At 64.9% G+C, this 19,613-nt stretch carries 20 protein-coding genes; 9 read left to right on the top strand and 11 right to left on the bottom strand.

Going from position 1 to position 19,613, the window contains the following annotated elements; genetic code table 11:
* Window positions 1–33: 33 nt before the first annotated feature.
* Together GGD63_RS06180 and GGD63_RS06175 are read left to right on the top strand one after the other, a co-directional pair.
* Complete coding sequence (locus GGD63_RS06180) at window positions 34–993, top strand: lysylphosphatidylglycerol synthase transmembrane domain-containing protein (protein ID WP_183240022.1); 960 nt, start codon at window positions 34–36, stop codon at window positions 991–993.
* On the top strand, window positions 990–2,006 hold the full coding sequence (locus GGD63_RS06175) for a glycosyltransferase family 4 protein (protein WP_183240021.1): 1,017 nt from the start codon (window positions 990–992) through the stop codon (window positions 2,004–2,006). The genes GGD63_RS06180 and GGD63_RS06175 overlap by 4 nt, the downstream gene beginning before the upstream one ends.
* 6 nt (window positions 2,007–2,012) lie before the next feature.
* On the opposite strand, the gene GGD63_RS06170 is transcribed toward GGD63_RS06175, so the two are convergent.
* From GGD63_RS06170 to rfaD, 4 genes are all read right to left on the bottom strand, one after another.
* On the bottom strand, window positions 2,013–3,926 hold the full coding sequence (locus GGD63_RS06170) for an SDR family NAD(P)-dependent oxidoreductase (protein WP_183240020.1): 1,914 nt from the start codon (window positions 3,924–3,926) through the stop codon (window positions 2,013–2,015).
* 84 nt (window positions 3,927–4,010) lie between these two features.
* Window positions 4,011–5,264, bottom strand: coding sequence for an O-antigen ligase (locus GGD63_RS06165; protein WP_183240759.1), 1,254 nt, complete (start codon window positions 5,262–5,264; stop codon window positions 4,011–4,013).
* A gap of 53 nt (window positions 5,265–5,317) precedes the next feature.
* Window positions 5,318–6,802, bottom strand: a complete 1,485-nt coding sequence (rfaE1, locus tag GGD63_RS06160; protein WP_183240019.1) for a D-glycero-beta-D-manno-heptose-7-phosphate kinase — start codon at window positions 6,800–6,802, stop codon at window positions 5,318–5,320.
* A 12-nt stretch (window positions 6,803–6,814) separates the two neighbouring features.
* A complete protein-coding gene (gene rfaD / locus GGD63_RS06155) occupies window positions 6,815–7,795 on the bottom strand; it encodes an ADP-glyceromanno-heptose 6-epimerase (protein WP_183240018.1) in 981 nt (326 codons plus the stop codon).
* A gap of 171 nt (window positions 7,796–7,966) precedes the next feature.
* On the opposite strand from rfaD, the gene waaF reads away from it, so the two are divergent.
* Complete coding sequence (waaF, locus tag GGD63_RS06150; protein ID WP_183240017.1) at window positions 7,967–9,046, top strand: lipopolysaccharide heptosyltransferase II; 1,080 nt, start codon at window positions 7,967–7,969, stop codon at window positions 9,044–9,046.
* Window positions 9,047–9,080: 34 nt separating this feature from the next.
* On the opposite strand, the gene GGD63_RS06145 is transcribed toward waaF, so the two are convergent.
* From GGD63_RS06145 to GGD63_RS06135, 3 genes are all read right to left on the bottom strand, one after another.
* A complete protein-coding gene (locus GGD63_RS06145; protein WP_210315662.1) occupies window positions 9,081–9,464 on the bottom strand; it encodes a type II toxin-antitoxin system HigA family antitoxin in 384 nt (127 codons plus the stop codon).
* Window positions 9,464–9,754 carry a type II toxin-antitoxin system HigB family toxin gene (locus GGD63_RS06140; RefSeq protein WP_183240016.1) on the bottom strand — a complete coding sequence of 97 codons (291 nt, stop codon included), beginning with the start codon at window positions 9,752–9,754 and terminating at the stop codon, window positions 9,464–9,466. The genes GGD63_RS06145 and GGD63_RS06140 overlap by 1 nt, the downstream gene beginning before the upstream one ends.
* Before the next feature lie 263 nt (window positions 9,755–10,017).
* Complete coding sequence (locus GGD63_RS06135; protein WP_183240014.1) at window positions 10,018–11,055, bottom strand: glycosyltransferase family 4 protein; 1,038 nt, start codon at window positions 11,053–11,055, stop codon at window positions 10,018–10,020.
* A gap of 126 nt (window positions 11,056–11,181) precedes the next feature.
* Between GGD63_RS06135 and galE the strand changes: the two genes are divergently transcribed.
* From galE to GGD63_RS06120, 3 genes are all read left to right on the top strand, one after another.
* Entirely contained in the window at window positions 11,182–12,195 is a 1,014-nt protein-coding gene (galE, locus tag GGD63_RS06130; protein ID WP_183240012.1) for a UDP-glucose 4-epimerase GalE, read from the top strand.
* Between the two features lie 116 nt (window positions 12,196–12,311).
* On the top strand, window positions 12,312–14,114 hold the full coding sequence (locus GGD63_RS06125) for an ABC transporter ATP-binding protein (protein WP_183240010.1): 1,803 nt from the start codon (window positions 12,312–12,314) through the stop codon (window positions 14,112–14,114).
* Between the two features lie 37 nt (window positions 14,115–14,151).
* Window positions 14,152–14,853: a fumarylacetoacetate hydrolase family protein gene (locus tag GGD63_RS06120; protein WP_143840864.1), complete on the top strand. Its 702-nt coding sequence runs from the start codon at window positions 14,152–14,154 to the stop codon at window positions 14,851–14,853.
* Window positions 14,854–14,922: 69 nt separating this feature from the next.
* Here GGD63_RS06120 and GGD63_RS06115 read toward each other — a convergent pair whose 3' ends face one another.
* A complete protein-coding gene (locus GGD63_RS06115) occupies window positions 14,923–15,381 on the bottom strand; it encodes a nuclear transport factor 2 family protein (protein WP_183240009.1) in 459 nt (152 codons plus the stop codon).
* Window positions 15,382–15,545: 164 nt separating this feature from the next.
* On the opposite strand from GGD63_RS06115, the gene GGD63_RS06110 reads away from it, so the two are divergent.
* The gene (locus GGD63_RS06110; protein WP_183240007.1) at window positions 15,546–16,088 is read left to right on the top strand and encodes a Spy/CpxP family protein refolding chaperone; all 543 of its coding nucleotides are present in this window, start codon (window positions 15,546–15,548) and stop codon (window positions 16,086–16,088) included.
* Window positions 16,089–16,123: 35 nt separating this feature from the next.
* On the opposite strand, the gene GGD63_RS06105 is transcribed toward GGD63_RS06110, so the two are convergent.
* The 3 genes from GGD63_RS06105 to GGD63_RS06095 all read right to left on the bottom strand — a co-directional run bounded on the left by GGD63_RS06105 (window position 16,124) and on the right by GGD63_RS06095 (window position 18,424).
* A complete protein-coding gene (locus tag GGD63_RS06105) occupies window positions 16,124–17,053 on the bottom strand; it encodes an aspartyl/asparaginyl beta-hydroxylase domain-containing protein (RefSeq protein ID WP_183240005.1) in 930 nt (309 codons plus the stop codon).
* Between the two features lie 146 nt (window positions 17,054–17,199).
* Window positions 17,200–17,355 (bottom strand): hypothetical protein, encoded by a 156-nt coding sequence (locus tag GGD63_RS06100; RefSeq protein WP_014493894.1) that lies wholly within the window; start codon window positions 17,353–17,355, stop codon window positions 17,200–17,202.
* Between the two features lie 145 nt (window positions 17,356–17,500).
* Complete coding sequence (locus GGD63_RS06095; RefSeq protein WP_183240004.1) at window positions 17,501–18,424, bottom strand: LysR family transcriptional regulator; 924 nt, start codon at window positions 18,422–18,424, stop codon at window positions 17,501–17,503.
* A 212-nt stretch (window positions 18,425–18,636) separates the two neighbouring features.
* Between GGD63_RS06095 and GGD63_RS06090 the strand changes: the two genes are divergently transcribed.
* On the top strand, window positions 18,637–19,347 hold the full coding sequence (locus GGD63_RS06090) for an SDR family NAD(P)-dependent oxidoreductase (protein ID WP_183240002.1): 711 nt from the start codon (window positions 18,637–18,639) through the stop codon (window positions 19,345–19,347).
* Between the two features lie 16 nt (window positions 19,348–19,363).
* Window positions 19,364–19,600, top strand: a complete 237-nt coding sequence (locus GGD63_RS06085) for a 4-oxalocrotonate tautomerase family protein (protein WP_183240000.1) — start codon at window positions 19,364–19,366, stop codon at window positions 19,598–19,600.
* Window positions 19,601–19,613 lie beyond the last annotated feature (13 nt).

The following is a 19,613-nucleotide window of genomic DNA, read 5'->3' as shown; positions in this document are numbered from 1 at the left end:
ACAATCTTCGCAAACCCTGTTCATGCGGGCGAGATGCGCCGAATCCTGCTGTCGACGGCCAAGATCCTGATTTCCGCGGCGCTGCTCTACCTCGCGCTGCGCAAGGTCGATCTGTCCGAACTGTTTTCGCGTTTCACCGTGACCAGCCTGTTCTGGATCGGCCTCGCGATCGCCGTCACGTTCCTGCAGATCTTCGTCGGCGTGCTGCGCTGGCGCGAGATCAGTGCCGAATGCGGCGCGCCGCTCGAGCTCGCCCGCGCGATGCGCTACAACGTGATCGGCTCGTTCTTCAACCAGACCCTGCCCTCCGCGATCGGCGGCGACGCGGTCCGGCTGTGGCTGGTCGCGCGCGCCGGCGCCGGCTGGCGCGCGGCGACCTACTCGATCTTCGTCGACCGCGCGATCGGCCTGATCGCGCTCGCGATCCTCATCGTGGCGAGCCTGCCATGGAGCTACGCCCTCATCACCGATCCGCACGGGCGCTCGGCGCTGCTGCTGGTCGATCTCGCCGCGCTCGCGGGTGGCCTCGGCTTCCTGGTCTTCGGCGCGCTGAAATGGCGCTGGCTGAAAACCTGGTGGGCCACCCATCACATCCACGCCTGCGCGGTGATCGCGAACCGCGTGATCTTCAGCCGCGCGCGCGGACCGATCGTCTCGATCCTGTCGCTCGCCGTGCATGTGCTGACCGTCGTCATCGCCTGGTGCGTCGTGCAGTCGATCGCCGCTCCGGTCGGCTTCAGCGATGTCTTCCAGCTCGTGCCGCCGGTGATGCTGATCACGATGATGCCGATCTCGATCGCGGGCTGGGGCGTGCGCGAAGCCACCATGGGCCTCGCCTTCGGCTTCGCGGGACTTGCCGCAAACGAGGGCGTCAACATCTCGCTGCTGTTCGGCGCTGTGTACTTTATTGTCGGCGCAGTCGGCGGCCTCGTCTGGATCCTCAGCGCGGAGAAAGCCGCCCAAGGCTCGGCTCAGTTCGGAGTGCCTGAGTGAACCCAGCCACCGAAGCCGTCGCCGCCGCACCCTCGCTGCTGGCTGTCGCGATCGCCGCGCTGATATCGGCTCTCATCACCTGGACCAGCCGCCCCCTGCTCCAGCGTTACGCGCTGGCGCGGCCCAATGCACGCTCCTCGCATCGCGTCCCGACCCCGCAGGGCGCGGGCATCGCGGTGATCTCGGCGACACTGCTGGTCGCATTGGCGTGGGCGGCCTGGGCGAACGTCGCGATCCCGCCGGCGCTGGTCATTGCGACAATCGCGATCGCCCTGGTCGGTTTCGCCGACGACATCGTATCGCTGCCGGTGACCGTGCGGCTCGTGCTGCAGGCGGCGGCCGTAGGCGCCGTCGTGTTCACCGCGCCCGAGAGCGCGCATGTCGTGCCGGCCATGCCGCTTGCGCTGGAGCGCGGCCTCATCCTGCTCGCCGGCATCTGGTTCGTGAACCTCGTCAACTTCATGGACGGGCTCGACCTGATGACGGTGGCGGAAGTGGTGCCGGTCACCGCCGCGCTGTTGCTGCTTGGATGGCTCGGCGATCTCTCATGGCCTGCAATGCTGATCGCCACCACGCTGTGCGGCGCCATGCTTGGTTTCGCGCCCTTCAACAAGCCGGTCGCGAAAGTTTTCCTGGGCGATGTCGGCAGCCTGCCAATTGGCTTGTTGCTAGGCTGGTGCCTGCTGGATCTTGCCTGGCACGGACAACCTGCCGCAGCGCTGCTGCTGCCGGGCTATTACCTTGCGGATTCTACCATCACGCTGTTTCGGCGCATTTCCCGGCACCAGCCGTTCTGGTCGGCGCACCGTTCGCATTTCTATCAGCGTGCAACCGACAACGGGTTTACGGTAAAGCGGGTGGTCGGCGAGGCGCTCGTGCTCAATCTGGTGCTGGCATGGCTCGCCATCGCCACAATTCACGCCGATTCGATGACCACGGCGCTTGCGCTTATAGCGGGAGCGATCGCGATCGGCGTCGTGCTGTGGCGCTTCTCCAGCCGTCAGACGTCCTGAAAGATGTCAGGCGGCGGTCGAGCCGAATTCCGGGACCGCATCCTTCAGGATGGTCCTGATCGTGGCACGATCGTCGCGGGCGATCGCCTGCTCCAGCGCTGCGATCCATTTGCGCAGCGTCTGCATCGGCGGCTCGTTCGGCTGCGCCGCCATGATGCCGGCCACACCGATCTCGCGGGTCGGCTCCTCGGAGGCGAACAGGATCTCATGCAGCCGCTCGCCCGGCCGCATCCCGGTGAACACGATATCAATGTCGTAGCCCGGCTGCAGGCCAGAGAGGCGGATCATGCGCTCGGCGAGATCGACGATCTTCACCGGCTGGCCCATGTTGAGCACATAGACTGACACGTCCGAGCGCACAGTTCCGAGCGCGTGCGTCGCCGCCGTGATGACGAGGTCGCAAGCCTCGCGGACGGTCATGAAATAGCGGACCATATCGGGATGAGTCACCGTCACCGGGCCGCCGGCCTCGATCTGGGCCTTGAATTTCGGTACCACCGAGCCGTTCGACGCCAGCACGTTGCCGAACCGGACCGAGATCAGCCGCATCGGTGGCCCGGCTCCGCTGCTTCCTGCACCAAGATCGTGGTCCAGCGCCTGGCAGTACATCTCGGCAAAGCGCTTGGTGAGGCCGAGCATCGACACTGGCTCGATTGCCTTGTCGGTCGAGATCATCACCATGGCCTCGGCGCCGGCGGCGTGCGCGGCATCGGCAACGTTGATCGAGCCGAAGATGTTGGTCTTGACGCCCTCGCTCCAGTCGCGCTCAAGGATCGGCACGTGCTTGAGGGCCGCGGCGTGGAACACGATATCCGGCTTGAACTCAGCCATCAGGCGCATGATGCGCTCGCGGTCGCGGATGTCGGCGATCCGTCCTTCGATCGCGGCGGCCGTGCCGTGCACGGCGAGCGCCTCGGTGACCGCGTAGAGCGCCGGCTCGGAGTTTTCCACGATCAGCAGGCGCGCGGCGCCGAAGGCGACGACGCGCTCGCAGATCTCGGAACCGATCGAGCCGCCGCCGCCGGTGACGATCACCGCCTTGCCCCTGATCAGGGCTTCGAGGCGCGCATAGTCGATCTTCTCGCTCGGTCGCAGCAGCAGGTCCTCGACCGCGACGGCCGTCAGACGCGGCGTATCGCCGCTCTCCAGCGAAGGCATGCGGTTGACGATCACGCCCAGCTTGCGCGCCCGCATCAGGATCGATTCCGGACGCGCCTCCGGCTCGAACGCGGACGGCGTCATGATAAGACGTCCGATCGCCTTGTTGCGCTTGGCGAAGTCGGCGATGACGTCCTCGACGTCGTCGATGCCGCCGAGCACCGGCACGTTGCGGATCAGCTGACCGCGATCCGAGCTCGACGGCGACAGCACGCCGACCGGCCAGATCCGCTTGATCGCCCCGCTCTCGATCCCGCGCAGCAGCACCTCGGCATCCGCGGCGCGGCCGATCAGCAGCGTCGGCGCCGCATCGTCGGTGCGGGCATGACGCCGCACCCGCGTATAGCGGAAGTAGCGGTAGGCCATGCGCAGCGCGCTGAGGAAGGTGATCTCGAGGAACCAGTAGAGGACGATCGTCACCTTGCCGAGGAAGAAGGCGCCGCGGACATTGGGGGCGACGAAGATGTAGTCCAGCACGAGCAGCGCCACCGTCAGGACGCTCGCGACGCGGATGATGTTCAGCGCGTCCGGCAGCGAGATGAAGCGCCATTTCGTCGTGGTCAGGTTGAAGACGAAAAACACCACCACGCTGAAGGCGAGGAAATAGGGCAGGATCTGGAACAGCAGCGGCAGGCGGTCGTAGAAGCCTTCGCCGCCCTCGAAACGCAGATAGAAGGCGACGAACAGTGCCGCCGTGGTCGCCAGCAGATCATGGAGCGCGATCAGGAAATTGCGCGAGGTGAGATGCGAAAGACGCGTCATCCGCCGACCGATGAATATCCCGTTGGGTGCAACCTGACCGCGCTGATAGCCCATCTTAACAGGACTTGCCAGCCGCGCGGCCATTCAGGAACCAGCTTCCCCCATCTTCGTCTCGGCCTGTTGTGCCCGGATCACCATGCCGCCGGCAACGCCGACGCCGATGACGTACATCCAGCCCTCGTGGAAATCGAACAGATGGGAGTTGAACAACGAAGTGAAGACATTCTGCACCACGACCAGCAGACCGATCCAGTTGGCGAGGCCATCGCCGCGAAACAGCAGGAGATGCAGGATCCAGATTGTGTAGAGAACGGCGATGCCGATGACGCCCCATTGCACGGCGACGTTCAGCGTCTGGTTATGCGGGTTGCCAATCACCTCGGCAGAGGCAAGGTACGGACCAGCGGGTGTGGCGGCACGCTCGAACAATCCGCGCGACGAGCCCGTCCCGTGCCCTTTGATCGGCGCCCCCGCGAAGAAGCCGAGCGACTTCCGCCAGAATTCGAGCCGCAGGCCGGCCGAGCTCGGCTCGCCCTTCTCCATATAGCGCGTGTAGTCGCTAGCAAAGGTGTCAACGGTCTTGCGCAATTGCGGCGAGGCCTGCCAGGCAAGCAACGCTCCGGCGATCAGAGCGGCGAAAATGATCGCGATGTTGCGCCAGCTCAAATGAAGCAGCGCGAACACGCCGAACATGATCGGAACGGTGACGAGCGCGGTGCGCGACACCACCACGAAAGCCATATTGACGAAGAAGCTGAGCGCCAGCGCGGTGAGCAGCCCGGCGAGCCAGTAGCGCTTCTCGCGCAGCAGCATCACGACGGGATAGGCCAGCGCGACGGCGCACAACGTGAATTCCTGGCTCTGGTCGATATAGTTCTTGACGAAGATGCCGCGCTCGGGCGGATCGGTCTTGAGCGCGAGGTTCGGGTAGAGCGCGACCAGCCAGGACATCACCGACAGCAGCGCGCAGGACACCAGGAAGGCGACGAAGATCCAGCGCCCGCGCGGCGAACGCTCGAAATGATAGAGCAGGACCGGCAGCACGAGCAGCTTGACGGTCGGATTGACGGCATAGAAGCGCGCGCCCCAGGCCGCGTCCGACCACAGCGTCCCGACCAGCGCGAGCAGGACCAACGCGATCGGCGCAGCACAGATTGGACGCGTCAGCGATTGCAGGAACGCGCGGACGTCGAGGAACGGCACCATGCAGAGGAGCATCAAGGCGTTGAAGATCCCGGCCAGCGACGTCGACCAGGGCAGCGAGGCCGCGGTCAGGATCGCGAACAGGTCGACCGTCTCGCTCCAGGCTGCCGGGCTGCGCAAGCGGCGCGACAGCATCTGGCCGGCCGTCTCCCGGGCCAGCGTCGTCGCCTCACCTGTCACTTGAGCGCTCACTTGGCCCCTCCCCGCGCGCGATGCATCAGGGCCGTCGTGCTGAAACCCTGGAGGATGTCGACCAGCACGACCACTCCGCCCGCGGCCTCGACCACCTCGTGGCCGACCACCTGCTCGCGGGTGTAGTCGCCGCCCTTCACCAGTGCGCTCGGCTTGATCCGGGCGATCAGGTCGATCGGCGTGTCCTCCTCGAAGATGACGACGAGATCGACCGCTTCGAGCGCGGCGAGCACCTCAGCACGCGCACGCTCGTCCTGGACCGGACGATCGGCGCCCTTCAGCCGCCGCACCGAGGCGTCGCTGTTGAGGCCCACGATCAGGCGGTCGCAGGCGGCGCGCGCCGCGGTCAGCACCTTGACGTGGCCGGGATGCAGGATGTCGAAGCAGCCATTGGTGAAGCCGACGCGCAAATCCTGCCGCTTCCATTCGGCGAGCTGCGCGTCCAGCGCACCAGCCTCGAGCACGATCTTCTCCTCGGCCGCAAGATAGGCGTGCGGCAGGATCTTTCGCCGCAGCTCGGCCGCGCTCACGCTGGCGGTGCCCTGCTTGCCGACGGCGACGGCAGCGGCGGCGTTGGCAACGCGCAGCGCCGTGTCCCAGTCCGCGCCCGCCGCGATCGAGACCGCGAGCGCGGCGGCGACGGTGTCGCCGGCGCCGGAGACGTCGCGCACCTTCACCGGAACCGCCGGAACGTGAACCGCCTCGCCCTTGCGCGGCACCAGCGTCATACCGTGCTCGCCCTGCGTGACCAGGATCGCCTCGCAATCGGCGAGCCGCATCACGTCCTCGCTGGCATCGACGATGCTCTGCGGCCTGTCGGCGCGGCTGCGGGTGGCTTCCGAGAATTCCTTGCGATTGGGCGTCAGCAGCGTCGCGCCGCGATAGATCGCCCAGTTCAGGCTCTTGGGATCGACGATCACCGGCTTGCCGAGCTTTCGCGCGGCATCGATGATGTGGCGGATCACGCGCGCGGTCAGCACGCCCTTGGCGTAATCGGACAGCAGCACGACGTCGGCGCGCGCGATCTGCGGCAGGATCGCCTCGATCAGCTCGGTCTCGATCGCGTCGGAGGCAGGCGCCGCCTGCTCCCAGTCCGCGCGCAGCATATGCGTGGAAAAATGCTCGGAAACGAAGCGGACTTTTCGCGTGGTCGGCCGCGACGGATCGCACACCAGCACGCTTTCGATTGCACCATGTTCGGCCAGCGCTGATGCCAGCCGCTTGCCCGCATCGTCCTCGCCGACGAGGCCGACGAAGACGCAGCGCGCGCCGAGGGAAGCGATATTGCGCGCGACGTTGCCGGCGCCGCCGATGTGGATCTCGCTGCGCTGGGCGGCGATGACCGGCGTCGGCGCTTCCGGCGAGATCCGCGACACCTCGCCATAGACGAACTCGTCCAGCATGATGTCGCCGATGCAGAGCACCGTGCGGGCTGAGATCGTTTTCGCAAGCGCGTCAAAATCGAGAATGGGCGTCGCCATGATCAAAGAGCCTCAGCGGAAACGGTCGGGCCGGTCGAGATAATCCCCGACATAGGCTTTCACCGCGTCCTCGAGCGTCGTGAAGCCTCCGTTATAGCCGGCGCGGCAGAGGCGATCGACCTCGCTCTGGGTGAAGTACTGGTAAGCGCCGCGGATGTTCTCGGGCATGTCGATGTATTCGATGTTGGGCCTGGTGCCGAGCGCAGCATATGCCGCGAGCATCAGGTCCTTGAAGCTGCGCGCCTTGCCGGTCCCGACATTGAAGAGGCCCGAGACGGCCGGCGTTGCCAGCAGCCACATGATGACGCGCACGACGTCGTCGACATAGATGAAATCGCGGCGCTGGTCGCCGTCGGCGATGCCCTCGCGATGCGACTTGAACAGCTGCACGACGCGGCCCGCCTTGACGTCGTCGAAGCGGCGCGCCAGCACGCTCATCATCGAGCCCTTGTGGTATTCGTTCGGGCCGAACACGTTGAAGAATTTCAAGCCCACGCATTGCGGTGGCAGCTTCTCGCCTCGCGCGACCCGTTCGGCGACCGCGAGATCGAACATGTGCTTGCTCCAGCCATAGAGATTCATCGGCCGCAGCTTTTTCAGTACCGGCAACGAGGCGTCGTCGCCAAAGCCGGCCTCGCCGTCGCCATAGGTCGCGGCCGAGGAGGCATAGATGAACGGCACGGCGCCGGCCGTGCACCAGTCCAACAGGCGCATCGACATCCGGAAATTGGTCTCGAACACGTGGTCGCCGTCGGTCGCGGTGGTCGCGGAGATCGCCCCGAGATGGATCACGGCATCTAACTTGCGGCCCTTCAGCCAGTCGAGCAGCTCGGCCGGCGGGACGATATCCACAAGCTGGCGCTTGGCGAGGTTGCGCCATTTGCCGTCATTGCCGAGCAGGTCGCACACAACGACGTCGCTGCGGCCGGCGTCATTCAGCGCGGCCACGACATTCGATCCGATAAAACCGGCCCCGCCGGTCACCAGCAACATTCCACCTACCTGCCCGATTTTCTTAAGGTCCGACCCTGCCGTAGCGCATCATCTGCCAAAGTGTAAGCATTTTGGGCACGCGCTTTTGGACTCGCGCTCTCCCTGCTTTACGTTCCGGCCCGGAGCGGCTAACCGAACCGCCTTATCAGTCGCCTTCGGCCCTATTAACAAATGAACCACGATTCGCAACTTAGTGGATATGCAGATCAGGACGACACCCGTCCGATCCTGATCATTCCCTACATGTGGATCGGCGATTTCGTCCGGAATCACACCGTGGTGCGGGTCCTGAAGGAGCGCTGTCCGAACCGGCCGGTCGATCTGCTGACCACGTCCCTGTGCGCCCCGCTGGTCGACTACATGCCCGGCGTCCGGCAGGGGATCGTCTGGGACCTGCCGCGCAGCCGGCTGGCCGTGGGCCGCCAGCTCGGCCTAGCAAAACTCCTGCGCGAGCGGAACTACGGCACCGCCCTGGTGCTGCCCCGGACCTGGAAGGCGGCCATCGCGCCGGCGCTGGCCGGTATCCCCGAACGGGTCGGCTTCGTCGGCGAGTTCCGGTTCGGGCTGCTCAACCACTGGCGCTGGGGCGAGAAGAAGCTGCCGCGCTTCATCGACAAGAACGCCGCCCTCGCCCAGCCCGACGGTGCGCCCCTGCCCCCGGAATGGCCGGTGCCGCAATTACGGGTTCCGGCCGAGGAGATCGTGCGCTGGCGGCAGGCGAGCGGCCTCAGCGCCGGCGCCGCCGTGGCGCTGGCCCCCGGCTCGGTCGGCGTCTCCAAGCGCTGGACCTATTATCCGGAAGCCGCCCGCCTGCTGGTCGAGCGCGGCCTCGAGGTCTGGGTGGTCGGCGGCCCCGCCGAAAAGGGCCTCGCCCAGGAGATCGTCGCGGCCGGCGGTCCGGGGACCGCTGGCGGCCCGGGGGTGCGGGACCTCACCGGCAACGATCTGCGCAACGGCGTGCTGGCCATGGCGGCGGCAGGCGTCGCCATCTCCAACGATTCCGGCCTGATGCATATCGCGGCCGCCCTCGGCACGCCCACCATGGGCATCTTCGGCCCGACCAGCCCCTATCTCTGGGCCCCGTTGAACGGCCTGGCGGCAACAGTGGTGCAGGACAAGAGCGTGCTGTCATGCCAGCCCTGCCAGAGCACGATCTGCAAGATGAACGACCACCGCTGCATGCGGGACATTGCAGCGAGCGAGGTGGTGGGGATTGCGGAGAGGGTGCTGGGGGAAGCTGGGAAGCGCTAGTTCAAAAAGCCCCACAGACGCGGGACTTCTCGGATCAGGCAGACGCACGTCCCACCTCATATGGAGCTGTCAGAGCACCGATTGGAATGCTCCATTCCTTGCTGATGGTGCGGATCATTTCCAATGTCAGTGGACGAACGCGATTCAAAATCTCGGATGCCCGATTGCGTCCGATCAGAGCCGCCAATTCTGCCTGCGAGCGCCCCATCGACTCGATGGCGAACTGCAGGACATCGACTGGATCACCCTGGGTGATCGCGTAGTGATTGTCTTCGTACACTTTGATGAGCGACGACAGAACTTCGAAGCGATCACCATCGGGCGTGCCAGGAGTCGGCTCGGCCTCGAAATAGCGGGACACCTCGCGGATCGCCCAGTCGTAATCCTGTTCGTTGTGAAGAGGCTTCACGTCCATCATCACACAGTCTCCGCGTCTATTCCGTCATACTCGTCGTGCGTGCCGACAAACTTGATGAGTGCTGTTTTGAACTTGTAGGAGAAATGAACCACGAGGCGATACTTGTTGCCGCCGATGTCGAAGATGGCTCTGTTGTCGCCAACGAAGTCCACGTTGTTTCCAAACGCCCTCTTCAGATCTGCTGGACCACTCCAGTCCCCCTTTGAAACGATTTCATACCAAGTCCCCAGCGGCGTCTCCGACTTGGGGTATCGGCCCCAAAAAGCCTTGAGTGCTTTTTTGGCTGCCATAGCATGTTCCCAAAATGGGATCAATCCAAATTCCCAATGCGGGAACAAATACTTGGAGCCCGGCCGCTGGAAAGTGGGCGGATAGGCGGCTGACGATTTTTGCGATGGTGAAAGTCTAGTGATGTTTTGCCCGACGAGTCAAATAAATTTCGAAAAATCCGCAGAAACGCCTCACCGTCGCGCAGCTCGTTGATTCAACTTCTCTCGGCTACTGTGCATGGGGTTGTTTTCTCGCTTTTCGTCCGCTGTCGCGAAGCGGCAGCTCAAAGCAAGGGCCTATAGACGTCGCCGATCCGAGCAGCTTCGGCATCCAGGCTGAACTTGGCCAGCACCCGCGCCCGCCCGCGCTCGCCCATCGCAGTCGCCGCAGCCACGTCATGCATCAGCGGCTCGACCGCAGCCGCGAGCGCATCGGCATCGCCCGTCGGGATCAGCACGCCGGTGACACCATCCTCCACCACGAGCTCGGCCGCGCCGGCGCGCGCGGCGACGAGCGCGCTGCCGGCCGCCATCGCCTCGATCAGCGTCAGTCCGAAGCCTTCGTTGCGTGAGGTGAAGGCGTAGATCGTCAAGCGCTGATACCAGCGCTGCACCGCTTCGATCGGCAGCTCGCCGGTGATGACGATGCGCGCTTGCAGGCCGGCAGTTTCGATGCGTTTCTTCAGGTCATTGGCGAAGGGCACCTGCTCGGGCGTGACCTGGCCGACGATGACGCCGGTGAAATCGGGATAGCGCGGCAGCAGGCGGCACATCGCATCGACGAACACATCGGTGCCCTTCTGCGCGCGCACGCGGCCGAAGCAGCCGATGGCGTAGCGGCCCGGCAGCGCGGCTTCCGCGAAGGCCGCAGCGCGGTCCGCCGGCGGCGCGTAGACGTCGGTGTCGACGCCGTGCGGAATCACCGTCGCCTTCACCTTCAGGAACGAGGCCGAGATGTCACTCGTCGCGATGATCGCGTCCATGCGCCGGATCAGCCAGCGCGTGATCCAGCTGTGATGCCGCTGCGCCGCCGAGGTGAACACGAGCTTCAGCGGCCAGCCGAGCGCGCGCAGCACGACGCCCGCGATCATCTCGTTGTTGCGGCGCGCGTGCCAGATCAGCGGCGCCCTGCGACGCCATAGTCTCAGCAGATCGCCAGTCCTCAAGCGCGCGATCCCTTCCGGCGCGTCCGAGCCGAACCAGGCGGCGCGATACAGTTTCGCCAGCCGCGGCGCCACCATCCGGTTGGTCGCGGTGACCCCGGAATAGCGCCTGTGCAGATTTGGCACGATCACCTCGAGATCGCCCTCAGAATTCGCCACGTCATGCTCCGTTTCGAAAGGTCCCTATACGCAACATTAAGCATAGTGACCAGTTCAGGACCGCCGATACCCCCTCTTCACCACGCAAGCGCTAGCCTTGCGCGTTGATCGAAGACGGGTGAGACCATGACTGTGCTAGTCACCGGCGGCGCCGGTTATATCGGAAGTCATACGGTCCTGGCGCTGGCGGAAGCCGGCGAGGACGTCGTCGTGATCGACGATCTCTCCACCGGTTTCTCGGCGTACTTGCCGGAAGGCGTGCCGCTGTTCATCGGGGACGCCGGCGACGAGAACCTGCTCGAAGGCGTGATCGCCCAGCACAACATCGAGAGCATCATCCATTTCGCGGGTTCGGTGGTCGTGCCGGATTCGATGCGCGATCCGCTCGGCTATTACCGCAACAATTTCGTCACCGCACGCAACCTGCTCAGCGTCGCCGTGAAGCGCGGCATTGGCCGCTTCATCTTCTCCTCGACCGCGGCGGTCTACGGCAATCCGGACCAGGTGCCGGTGCCCGAGCACGCGCCGACGCGGCCGCTGTCGCCTTACGGCTCGTCGAAGCTGATGACCGAGATCATGCTGCACGACGTCGCCGCCGCCTACGGCATGCAGTACGTGACCCTGCGTTACTTCAACGTCGCCGGCGCCGATCCGCAGGCGCGCATCGGGCTTGCCACCGTCGGCGCCACGCATCTGCTCAAGATCGCGGTGGAGGCCGCAACCGGACAGCGTGCCAAGATCGATGTGTTCGGCATCGACTATCCGACCCAGGACGGCAGTTGCATCCGCGACTTCATCCACGTCACGGACCTGTCGCAGGCCCATCGCTCGGCGCTCGCTTACCTGCGCAACGGCGGCGCCTCGACGACGCTGAATTGCGGCTATGGCCGCGGCTATTCGGTGCTGGAGACCATCGACGCGGTGCGCCGGGTGTCCGGGCGCAGCTTCGCCGTCCAGTACGCCCCGCGCCGGCCCGGCGACATCATGACCATGGTCGCCGACACCAGCCGCATCCGCGGCCTGCTCGACTGGAAGCCGCAATATGACGACCTCGAGACCATCGCAGCCCACGCGCTGGCCTGGGAGGACAAGCTGTTCCGCGAGCGCCATGGCGAGCTCCGCCAGGCCGTCTCGGCCTAGATTCCGTCCGGACGCAAGCCCTTAATTGGGCTTGAAAAACCCCGCTTGAGCGGGCACAGAGGCCATTCGATCCCTGACGCGCGGGCAGGCTTCCCTGCGCCGTCAATGGACTACGGATGGCCCAGTTTCCAAAGAAAATCACCGACGATCCCTACGCGGCAGCGGTCCTGATCCGCCGCCTGGTCACCGAACAGGGCATCGTCTACTGGCGGCGCTATCTCGTCGCCTTCGCGCTGATGGCGCTTGCCGCCGGATCGACCGCGGGCGCGACCTATGTGCTCGGCCAGGTCATCAACCAGGCCTATGTCGACAAGAACATACCGGGCATCGCGATGTTCTCAGGCATCACAGTGATCCTGCTCTTCATCAAGGGCGTGGCGACCTACGGCCACATGGTGATCCTGACCAAGATCAGTAACGCGATCCTTGCCACCAACCAGCGCCAGCTGTTCGCCAAGCTGATGCGCGAAAGCGTCGGCTTCTTCTCCGAGCGGCACTCCTCCGAATTCCTGGCGCGGCTGACGGCCGGCGCAAAATCCATTACCGACGTGCTCAACATGCTGGTCAACGCCATCGGGCGCGACTTGCTCATGCTGCTCGCCATGATCGGCGTGATGGTGTGGCAGGATCCGCTGATGTCGTTCATCGGCCTCGTCGCGGTGCCGCCGGCGATGCTGGTGCTGCGCAAGCTGGTCAAGCGCATCAAAGGCCTCGCCTTCAACCAGTTCACCGGCACCGCCGACATCATGGAGACGATGCAGGAATCGCTGCAGGGCATCCGCACCGTCAAGGCGTTCACGCTCGAAGACACCATGCAGAAGCGCATCGACGAGAACATCGCGATCGTCGAGCGCAACGCCAACAAGATGGCCCGCGTCGCCAACCGCTCCAACCCGCTGATGGAGATGCTCGGCGGCTTCGCCGTTGCCGGCTGTTTGCTTTATGGCGGCTACAGCGTGGTTGCGCTCAACGCCACGCCCGGCGCATTCTTCTCCTTCATGACCGCGTTCCTGATGGCGACCGAGCCGGCCAAGCGGCTGGCGCGGCTCAACATCGACCTCAACAGCCAGCTCGTCGGCGCGCGTATGTTGCTCGAGGTCGTCGACAGTCCCGCCAGTGAGCATTCCGATGATGACAAGCCGGCGCTGAAGCTCTCTGACGCCCGGATCGAGCTGCGCGACGTCAGCTTCTCCTATCGCGCCAATGAGACCGTGCTCAACCGCATGAGCTTCGTCGCCGAGCCCGGCAAGGTCACCGCGCTGGTCGGCCCCTCCGGCGGCGGCAAGTCGACCGTTCTGGCGCTGCTGTTGCGCTTCCACGAGGTGGCGCAAGGCGACATCGTGATCGACGGCCAGTCGATCGCTTCGGTCTCGCGCAAATCGCTGCGCACACAGACCGCCTATGTCGGCCAGGACGTCTATCTGTTCCGCGACACCATCCGCAACAACATCGCCTTCGGCAAGCCGGGCGCGAGCGAGGACGAGATCATCGAGGCGGCGAAGGCGGCCTGCGCGCATGATTTCATCATGGGCTTCCCGCTCGGCTACGACACGCCGGTCGGCGAGCACGGCACGCAGGTCTCCGGCGGCCAGCGCCAGCGCATCGCCGTGGCGCGCGCGCTGCTCAAGAACGCGCCGATCATCCTGCTCGATGAAGCCACCGCCGCGCTCGATTCCGAATCCGAGCGGCAGGTGCAGGAGGCGATCGAGCATCTCTGCCAGAACCGCACCACCATCGTGATCGCGCACCGCCTGCACACCATCATGCACGCAGATAGCATTTTGGTGGTCGAGGGCGGCGAGATCGTCGAGCAGGGCCGCCACGACGAGCTGCTGCGGCGCGGCGGGCGCTATGCTTCTTTCTTCCGCCTGCAACATCACGACGCCGTCGCTCTGGCGCCGGTCAGCGCAACCGCATAGAGTTCCTTATCAACCTCAAGAGCAGCGAGACCGCTTCATGAACGCCGCCTCCTACGTCATCCCGCTTCCGCCCCAGGCTTCGCTTCCCGTCGTCGGGGAGAGCGGCCGTTTTCCCGTGCGCCGCATCTGGTGCGTCGGCCGCAACTATCTCGAACACATCCGCGAGATGGGCAATGACGAGCGCGCCCCGCCGTTCTTCTTCGCCAAGCACGCCGACATGCTGGTGCCCGACGGCGCCACCATTCCCTATCCGCCGCTGACCAAGGACCTGCATCACGAGGTCGAGCTGATCGTCGCGCTGAAGAGCGGCGGCCTCAACATTCCCGCCGACAAGGCGCTGGACCACGTCTACGGCTATGCCGTCGGCATCGACCTCACCCGCCGCGACCTCCAGATCGCCTCGCGCAAGAAGGAGCGCCCGTGGGAGATCGGCAAGTCGTTCGACGGCTCCGCGCCCGCCTCGGCATTGCAGCCGGCCTCGAAGATCGGCCATCCCTCCAAGGGCAGGATCTGGCTCACCGTCAACGGCAAGGAAGCGCAGACGGGCGACCTCGAGCAGATGATCTGGAACGTGCCGGAGACGATCTGGCAGCTCTCGCAGCAGGTGAAGCTCGCCGCCGGCGACATCATCATGACGGGCACGCCCGCCGGCGTGTCGCAGCTGCAGCCCGGCGACAAGCTCGAATGCGGCGTCGACGGCGTCGGCACGCTGAAGGTGAGCATCGGCCAGCCGGAATAGGCGGCGGCACATCTCGAAATCAAAAGGCCCCGGACATTATGCCCGGGGCCTTTTCCATTCCGGTCGCACCTACCAGGCCTTCACCGGCCGATTGGCATGGCTCGCCTGCGGCACACCGCGATTGAGCGACATGTGGGAATGCACGCACAGCCAGCCGTCGCCATCTCTTGAAAACACCATCGTCGCCCGGCCCGGCCGCGCAAATGCGCTGCCATCGGGGTGATAGCCCGTGCTCGTCCACGGCGCGATCACGGTCGTCATCGTGCCGTCACGAGATGCGAGGATCGAGGTCTGATCGAGGACGAAACGGAAGTCCGCCGTCTTCGGCCAGACATTGTCCCATTGCGTCTTGACCCATTGATCGAGGCCGGGGATGACGTCGTTATGCGTGCCGAAGGCGAGCACGTCCGGATGGAAGAGCGGCCGCGCCGAGGCGTAGTCGACCTCGCGGACATAGCCCGCGAAGGTGTCCAGCCATGACCGGAAGTACTCCGTCGTCTCGGTATTAGCGGTCGGCAAGGAGGCCATCGCCTGCTCCATATTCGGCTACTCAATCACGGGAAACTTTGTTGCCATGAGCCGAACCATCCAGCAAGTCTTGGACTCCGAGACCAACCGATCGCGACAAGACCGGGTCATAGCCGGGCCCGATGCTTCGGCATCGGCCGGGTCGATTTAATGGAGCCAGATTCATGAGACGCCTTCTTCTGCTTGCGGTCTCACTCGTTCTCACCTGCAGCGCTGCCAGTGCGCAGTCCAGCCAACCCTATGCCGGCCTCGAGCAGCGCCCCATCAAGGCGCTGTCACACCAGCAGGTCGATGATCTTCGCGCCGGACGCGGTATGGGTTTGGCTCTTGCCGCCGAACTCCATGGATATCCCGGTCCCAGTCACGTTCTCGAGCTTGGTGATCGCCTCGACTTGACCGCGGATCAGCGCGTCCAGGTTCAGCGGCTGTTCGACGCCATGAAACAAGAGACCGTTCCTTTGGGTAACAAGCTCATCGAACAAGAGACGGCGCTGGAAGATTTGTTCTCTTCCCGTGCCGTGACATCTGAGTCGCTCAAGACAAGCATTGCAGCGATTTCCGAAACTCAGGGCCAGCTCCGCGAGAGCCACCTCAAGTATCATCTGCCGACCGCTGCTTTGCTCGATCAGAGCCAGATGCAGCGATACGCAGAGCTACGAGGCTACCAACACCCTGACAGCTCCGCAGGGCACAAACACAGTCACTAGACAATACTGACCGCGTCCTTCGCGCAGCAGGCGGGTCACCGCAGCGCCGACAGCACGATGAGGCCGAGGATCAGCGCCGTCAGCGAATATTTCAGCGCGTAGTACACGTTGCGGTTCCACTCCTTGACCTTGCGGCTGGCGAGATGGATCTCGTAGAGCTTGCCGAACACCTTGTTGAGCACGCCGACATTCTCGCCGTCGACGTTCTGGGTCGCCGACGCCTTGACGATGTGATGGCTGACCCAGCGGTTGATCGCGGTCATGAAGCCGAACTTCATCGGACGCTCGACGTCGCAGAACAGGATGATGCGGTTGACGTCGGTCGCGTTCTCCGCGCTGTGGATGAAGGTCTCGTCGAACATGAAGGCCTCGCCGTCGCGCCAGACGCATTCGACGCCGTCGACGAGGATGCGGCACTTGTTCGAGTTCGGCGTGACGAGGCCGAGGTGATAGCGCAGCGAGCCGGCGAAGGGATCGCGGTGCGCGCCGAGCTTGCCGCCCGGCGGCAGCATCGCGAACATCGCGCCGTGCACGCTCGGGATCGACTTGAGCAGCTCCACCGTCTTCGGGCACAGCGTGTTCGCCGACGGCAGGAAGTCGTCGTACCATTTCAGGTAAAACCGCTTCCAGCCGCTCTTGAAGAACGAATAGAAGCCCCAGTCATTGTTCTTTGCGGCGGCGCGGATGAAGCCTTCGTCGAACAGGCGCACGGCCTCGTCGCGGATGGTCTCCCAGTTCTCGCTGAGGGGTTTGAGCTCCGGAAACTGCTCGACCGAGATCACCGGCTTGTTCGGCACGGCCGAGCCGGCGTACATCAGCACGTTATAGGGCGCGAGGTAGGTCGAGTGGTCACCAAGCTGGCGCGCGAAGCGCAGCCGCTGCTTGCCGCGGAAGTGAACGTAGATCGTCGAGGCCGCAAGCACATACAAAATGACAAGTTGCGGCGCAAAAAGCTGTTTCAGCATTTCCCCAAGTTCCCAGGTGACCCAGCCGGGGACGTCATCTACTCCGGACCGGCCCGAGCGGCAAGATATTCACCGGTGGGCTGCAATCACGCCGGAGAGAGCAAGGGGGGTGGAACCTGGGGCCAAACTGGCCGAAACGAGCCGAATCAGGCCCGCGACAGCGCCTGCAGGCCCTTGAAGGTCAGGCGCTTGGGGTCGGTGACGCCGGCAAGATAGAGCCGGCGGATGAACGCGATCACGGCGTCGCGGTCGCAATCGGTCAGCGCGACGACGGCGTCGACCGCGATCTTCTGGGCTTCCATTGGGCTCACCTCGGCCTTGCGAGTAACCCCGGCCGAGACAGGCTAAGACTCATCCGTTAAATCGGCGTTAACCGTTTCGGAACCATCGCCGATTCAACCGACCCGCCGTATACGCAAAACAACGCATTGTTGGGCGCGAAGCGGCTCAGCGCGCCTTGATGCTCTTCTTCAGCAGCGCAAACTGCTTCTTCAGCCGGGGCACGGCGAAGTCGGTGAAGGCCCGCACCTTGGACACCGATAGCCGGCCCTGCGGGCAAATGAGATGGGCGGGCATCTCCGGATCCTCATCGTCCGCCAGCACGATCTCGAGTTCGCCGCGCGCGACCTGCTCGGCCACCTGGTATGAATACATCCGCGCCACGCCGCGCCCGGCCACGGTGGAGGCCATTGCCGCATAGGTGCTGTTGACGACGAGCCGCGGGGTGAACTGCACGGTGCGCGGCGCCGATGCGCCCGCCTGCGGCGCAAAGGTCCAGGAATTGGGCAGATGCGCCATCGCGACGATCTGGTGTTTTGCGAGATCGCCCGGCTCGGTGATGCGCGGATGCTGTTTCAGGTAACGGGGAGCGGCCACCACGACGCGGCTGATGCCGCCGACCCGCATCGCCACCATTGCCGAATCCGCCAGCGGACCGATGCGAAGCGCGACGTCGACGCCCTCCTCGATCAGGTTGACCGCACGATCGAACAGCAGCAGCTTGGCCGACACGGTCGGATAGGCGTCGAGGAATGCGTCGAGGATCGGCCGCAGCACCATCTCGCCCGAGACCACGGGGGCGGTGATCGTGAGCAGGCCGCGCGGTGCCGTGCGCGGTCCGGCCGCGATGTCCTCGGCCTCCTCCAGCTCGGTAAGCACGCGGCGACAGATCGCGACATAGCGCTCGCCCTCCTCGCTCAGCTTGATCGAGCGCGTCGTCCGGTGCAGCAGCGCGGCGCCGACCCGCTCTTCCAGGAAGGCGATGGCGCGGCTCACCGCCGCCGGCGAGCGGCCGAGCTTGCGCCCTGCGGCTGCGAGGCTCCCCTCGTCCACCGCAAGCACGAACACATTCATCGCATCCAGACGATCCATGCCTTCCTTCCGCCCCGTCAAATTCCCGTGACAGGCTAGGCGCTCCCCCGCGCCGCGACAACTGCCGCCAAAGGCCGACCCGGCATTCGTTCGCGCCGCGTAACGGAGTCTGCCGGACAACGTGTATTCGCAGCCGGGCGGCTGCGGCGTACCTCAGCACGTAAGCCAGCCGCTGCTGGCGCAGGTCTTCAAGCCAACAACAGGAGCCCGTCATGGGTATCGAGCAGAAGGTCGCCATCATCACCGGTGCATCACAGGGAATCGGCGCCGCCCTGGTCCAGGGTTTTCGCGATCGCAACTATCGCGTCGTCGCAACGGCGCGCTCCATCAAGTCGTCGGGCGACGATGACGTTCTCGCCGTTCCCGGCGACATCGCCGACCGATCCACCGCCGAGCGCGTGGTGTCGCAAGCGATCGCCCGCTTCGGCCGGGTCGACACGCTGGTCAACAACGCCGGCATCTTCGTCGCCAAGCCGTTCACGCAGTACACGGCCGAAGACTATGCCGCGGTGATGGGCACCAATGTCGCCGGCTTCTTCAACATCACGCAGCTCGCCATCGCCGAGATGGAGAAGCAGGGATCCGGCCACGTCGTCCAGATCACGACCACGCTGGTCGACCACGCCAATTCGAACGTGCCCTCGGTGCTGGCCTCGCTGAGCAAGGGCGGGCTGAACGCCGCGACCAGATCGCTTGCGATCGAATACGCCAGGCGCGGCATCCGCGTGAATGCGGTGTCGCCCGGTATTATCAAGTCGCCGATGCACTCCGTCGCGACGCATGCGCAGTACGGCGCGATGCATCCCGTGGGCCACATGGGCGAGATGTCCGACATCGTCGATGCCGTGCTCTATCTCGAACGTGCCTCCTTCGTCACCGGCGAGATCCTGCATGTCGACGGCGGCCAGAGTGCCGGCCACTGAGCCGAGGAGAACCACGATGCCCATCGTCACCATTCAAGTGACCCGCGAGGGAACGACGCCGGGTGCGGCGTCGCTCACGGCGGAGGAGAAGGCCGCGCTGATCAAGGGCTCGAGCGAACTCCTGCGCGACGTGCTCGGCAAGCCGCTCGAGTCCACCTTCGTCGTGATCGAGGAAGTCGACACCGACAATTGGGGCTGGGGCGGCCTGCCCGTGCAGGAATTCCGCCGCCGCCGCGCCGCCCAGACAGGATGACCCCGCGCGCCAT

The organism is Bradyrhizobium sp. cir1 (assembly GCF_014198245.1).
Taxonomy (GTDB): domain Bacteria; phylum Pseudomonadota; class Alphaproteobacteria; order Rhizobiales; family Xanthobacteraceae; genus Bradyrhizobium.
The sequence above is the reverse complement of the archived record's forward strand: the minus strand, read 5'-3'. Positions and strand labels throughout refer to the sequence as shown.

Bases quoted from the DNA above. Each gene is read 5' to 3' on its own strand.
- GGD63_RS06125 (WP_183240010.1), top strand. From the start codon at position 12,312: ATGGCCCAGTTTCCAAAGAAAATCACCGACGATCCCTACGCGGCAGCG.
- GGD63_RS06120 (WP_143840864.1), top strand. From the start codon at position 14,152: ATGAACGCCGCCTCCTACGTCATCCCGCTTCCGCCCCAGGCTTCGCTT.
- GGD63_RS06180 (WP_183240022.1), top strand. From the start codon at position 34: ATGCGCCGAATCCTGCTGTCGACGGCCAAGATCCTGATTTCCGCGGCG.
- GGD63_RS06140 (WP_183240016.1), bottom strand. From the start codon at position 9,754: ATGGCAGCCAAAAAAGCACTCAAGGCTTTTTGGGGCCGATACCCCAAG.
- GGD63_RS06170 (WP_183240020.1), bottom strand. From the start codon at position 3,926: ATGACGCGTCTTTCGCATCTCACCTCGCGCAATTTCCTGATCGCGCTC.
- GGD63_RS06095 (WP_183240004.1), bottom strand. From the start codon at position 18,424: ATGGATCGTCTGGATGCGATGAATGTGTTCGTGCTTGCGGTGGACGAG.
- galE (WP_183240012.1), top strand. From the start codon at position 11,182: ATGACTGTGCTAGTCACCGGCGGCGCCGGTTATATCGGAAGTCATACG.
- GGD63_RS06100 (WP_014493894.1), bottom strand. From the start codon at position 17,355: ATGGAAGCCCAGAAGATCGCGGTCGACGCCGTCGTCGCGCTGACCGAT.
- GGD63_RS06110 (WP_183240007.1), top strand. From the start codon at position 15,546: ATGAGACGCCTTCTTCTGCTTGCGGTCTCACTCGTTCTCACCTGCAGC.
- GGD63_RS06145 (WP_210315662.1), bottom strand. From the start codon at position 9,464: ATGATGGACGTGAAGCCTCTTCACAACGAACAGGATTACGACTGGGCG.
- GGD63_RS06090 (WP_183240002.1), top strand. From the start codon at position 18,637: ATGGGTATCGAGCAGAAGGTCGCCATCATCACCGGTGCATCACAGGGA.
- waaF (WP_183240017.1), top strand. From the start codon at position 7,967: ATGAACCACGATTCGCAACTTAGTGGATATGCAGATCAGGACGACACC.
- rfaE1 (WP_183240019.1), bottom strand. From the start codon at position 6,802: ATGGCGACGCCCATTCTCGATTTTGACGCGCTTGCGAAAACGATCTCA.
- GGD63_RS06115 (WP_183240009.1), bottom strand. From the start codon at position 15,381: ATGGCCTCCTTGCCGACCGCTAATACCGAGACGACGGAGTACTTCCGG.
- rfaD (WP_183240018.1), bottom strand. From the start codon at position 7,795: ATGTTGCTGGTGACCGGCGGGGCCGGTTTTATCGGATCGAATGTCGTG.
- GGD63_RS06085 (WP_183240000.1), top strand. From the start codon at position 19,364: ATGCCCATCGTCACCATTCAAGTGACCCGCGAGGGAACGACGCCGGGT.
- GGD63_RS06165 (WP_183240759.1), bottom strand. From the start codon at position 5,264: ATGCTGTCGCGCCGCTTGCGCAGCCCGGCAGCCTGGAGCGAGACGGTC.
- GGD63_RS06105 (WP_183240005.1), bottom strand. From the start codon at position 17,053: ATGCTGAAACAGCTTTTTGCGCCGCAACTTGTCATTTTGTATGTGCTT.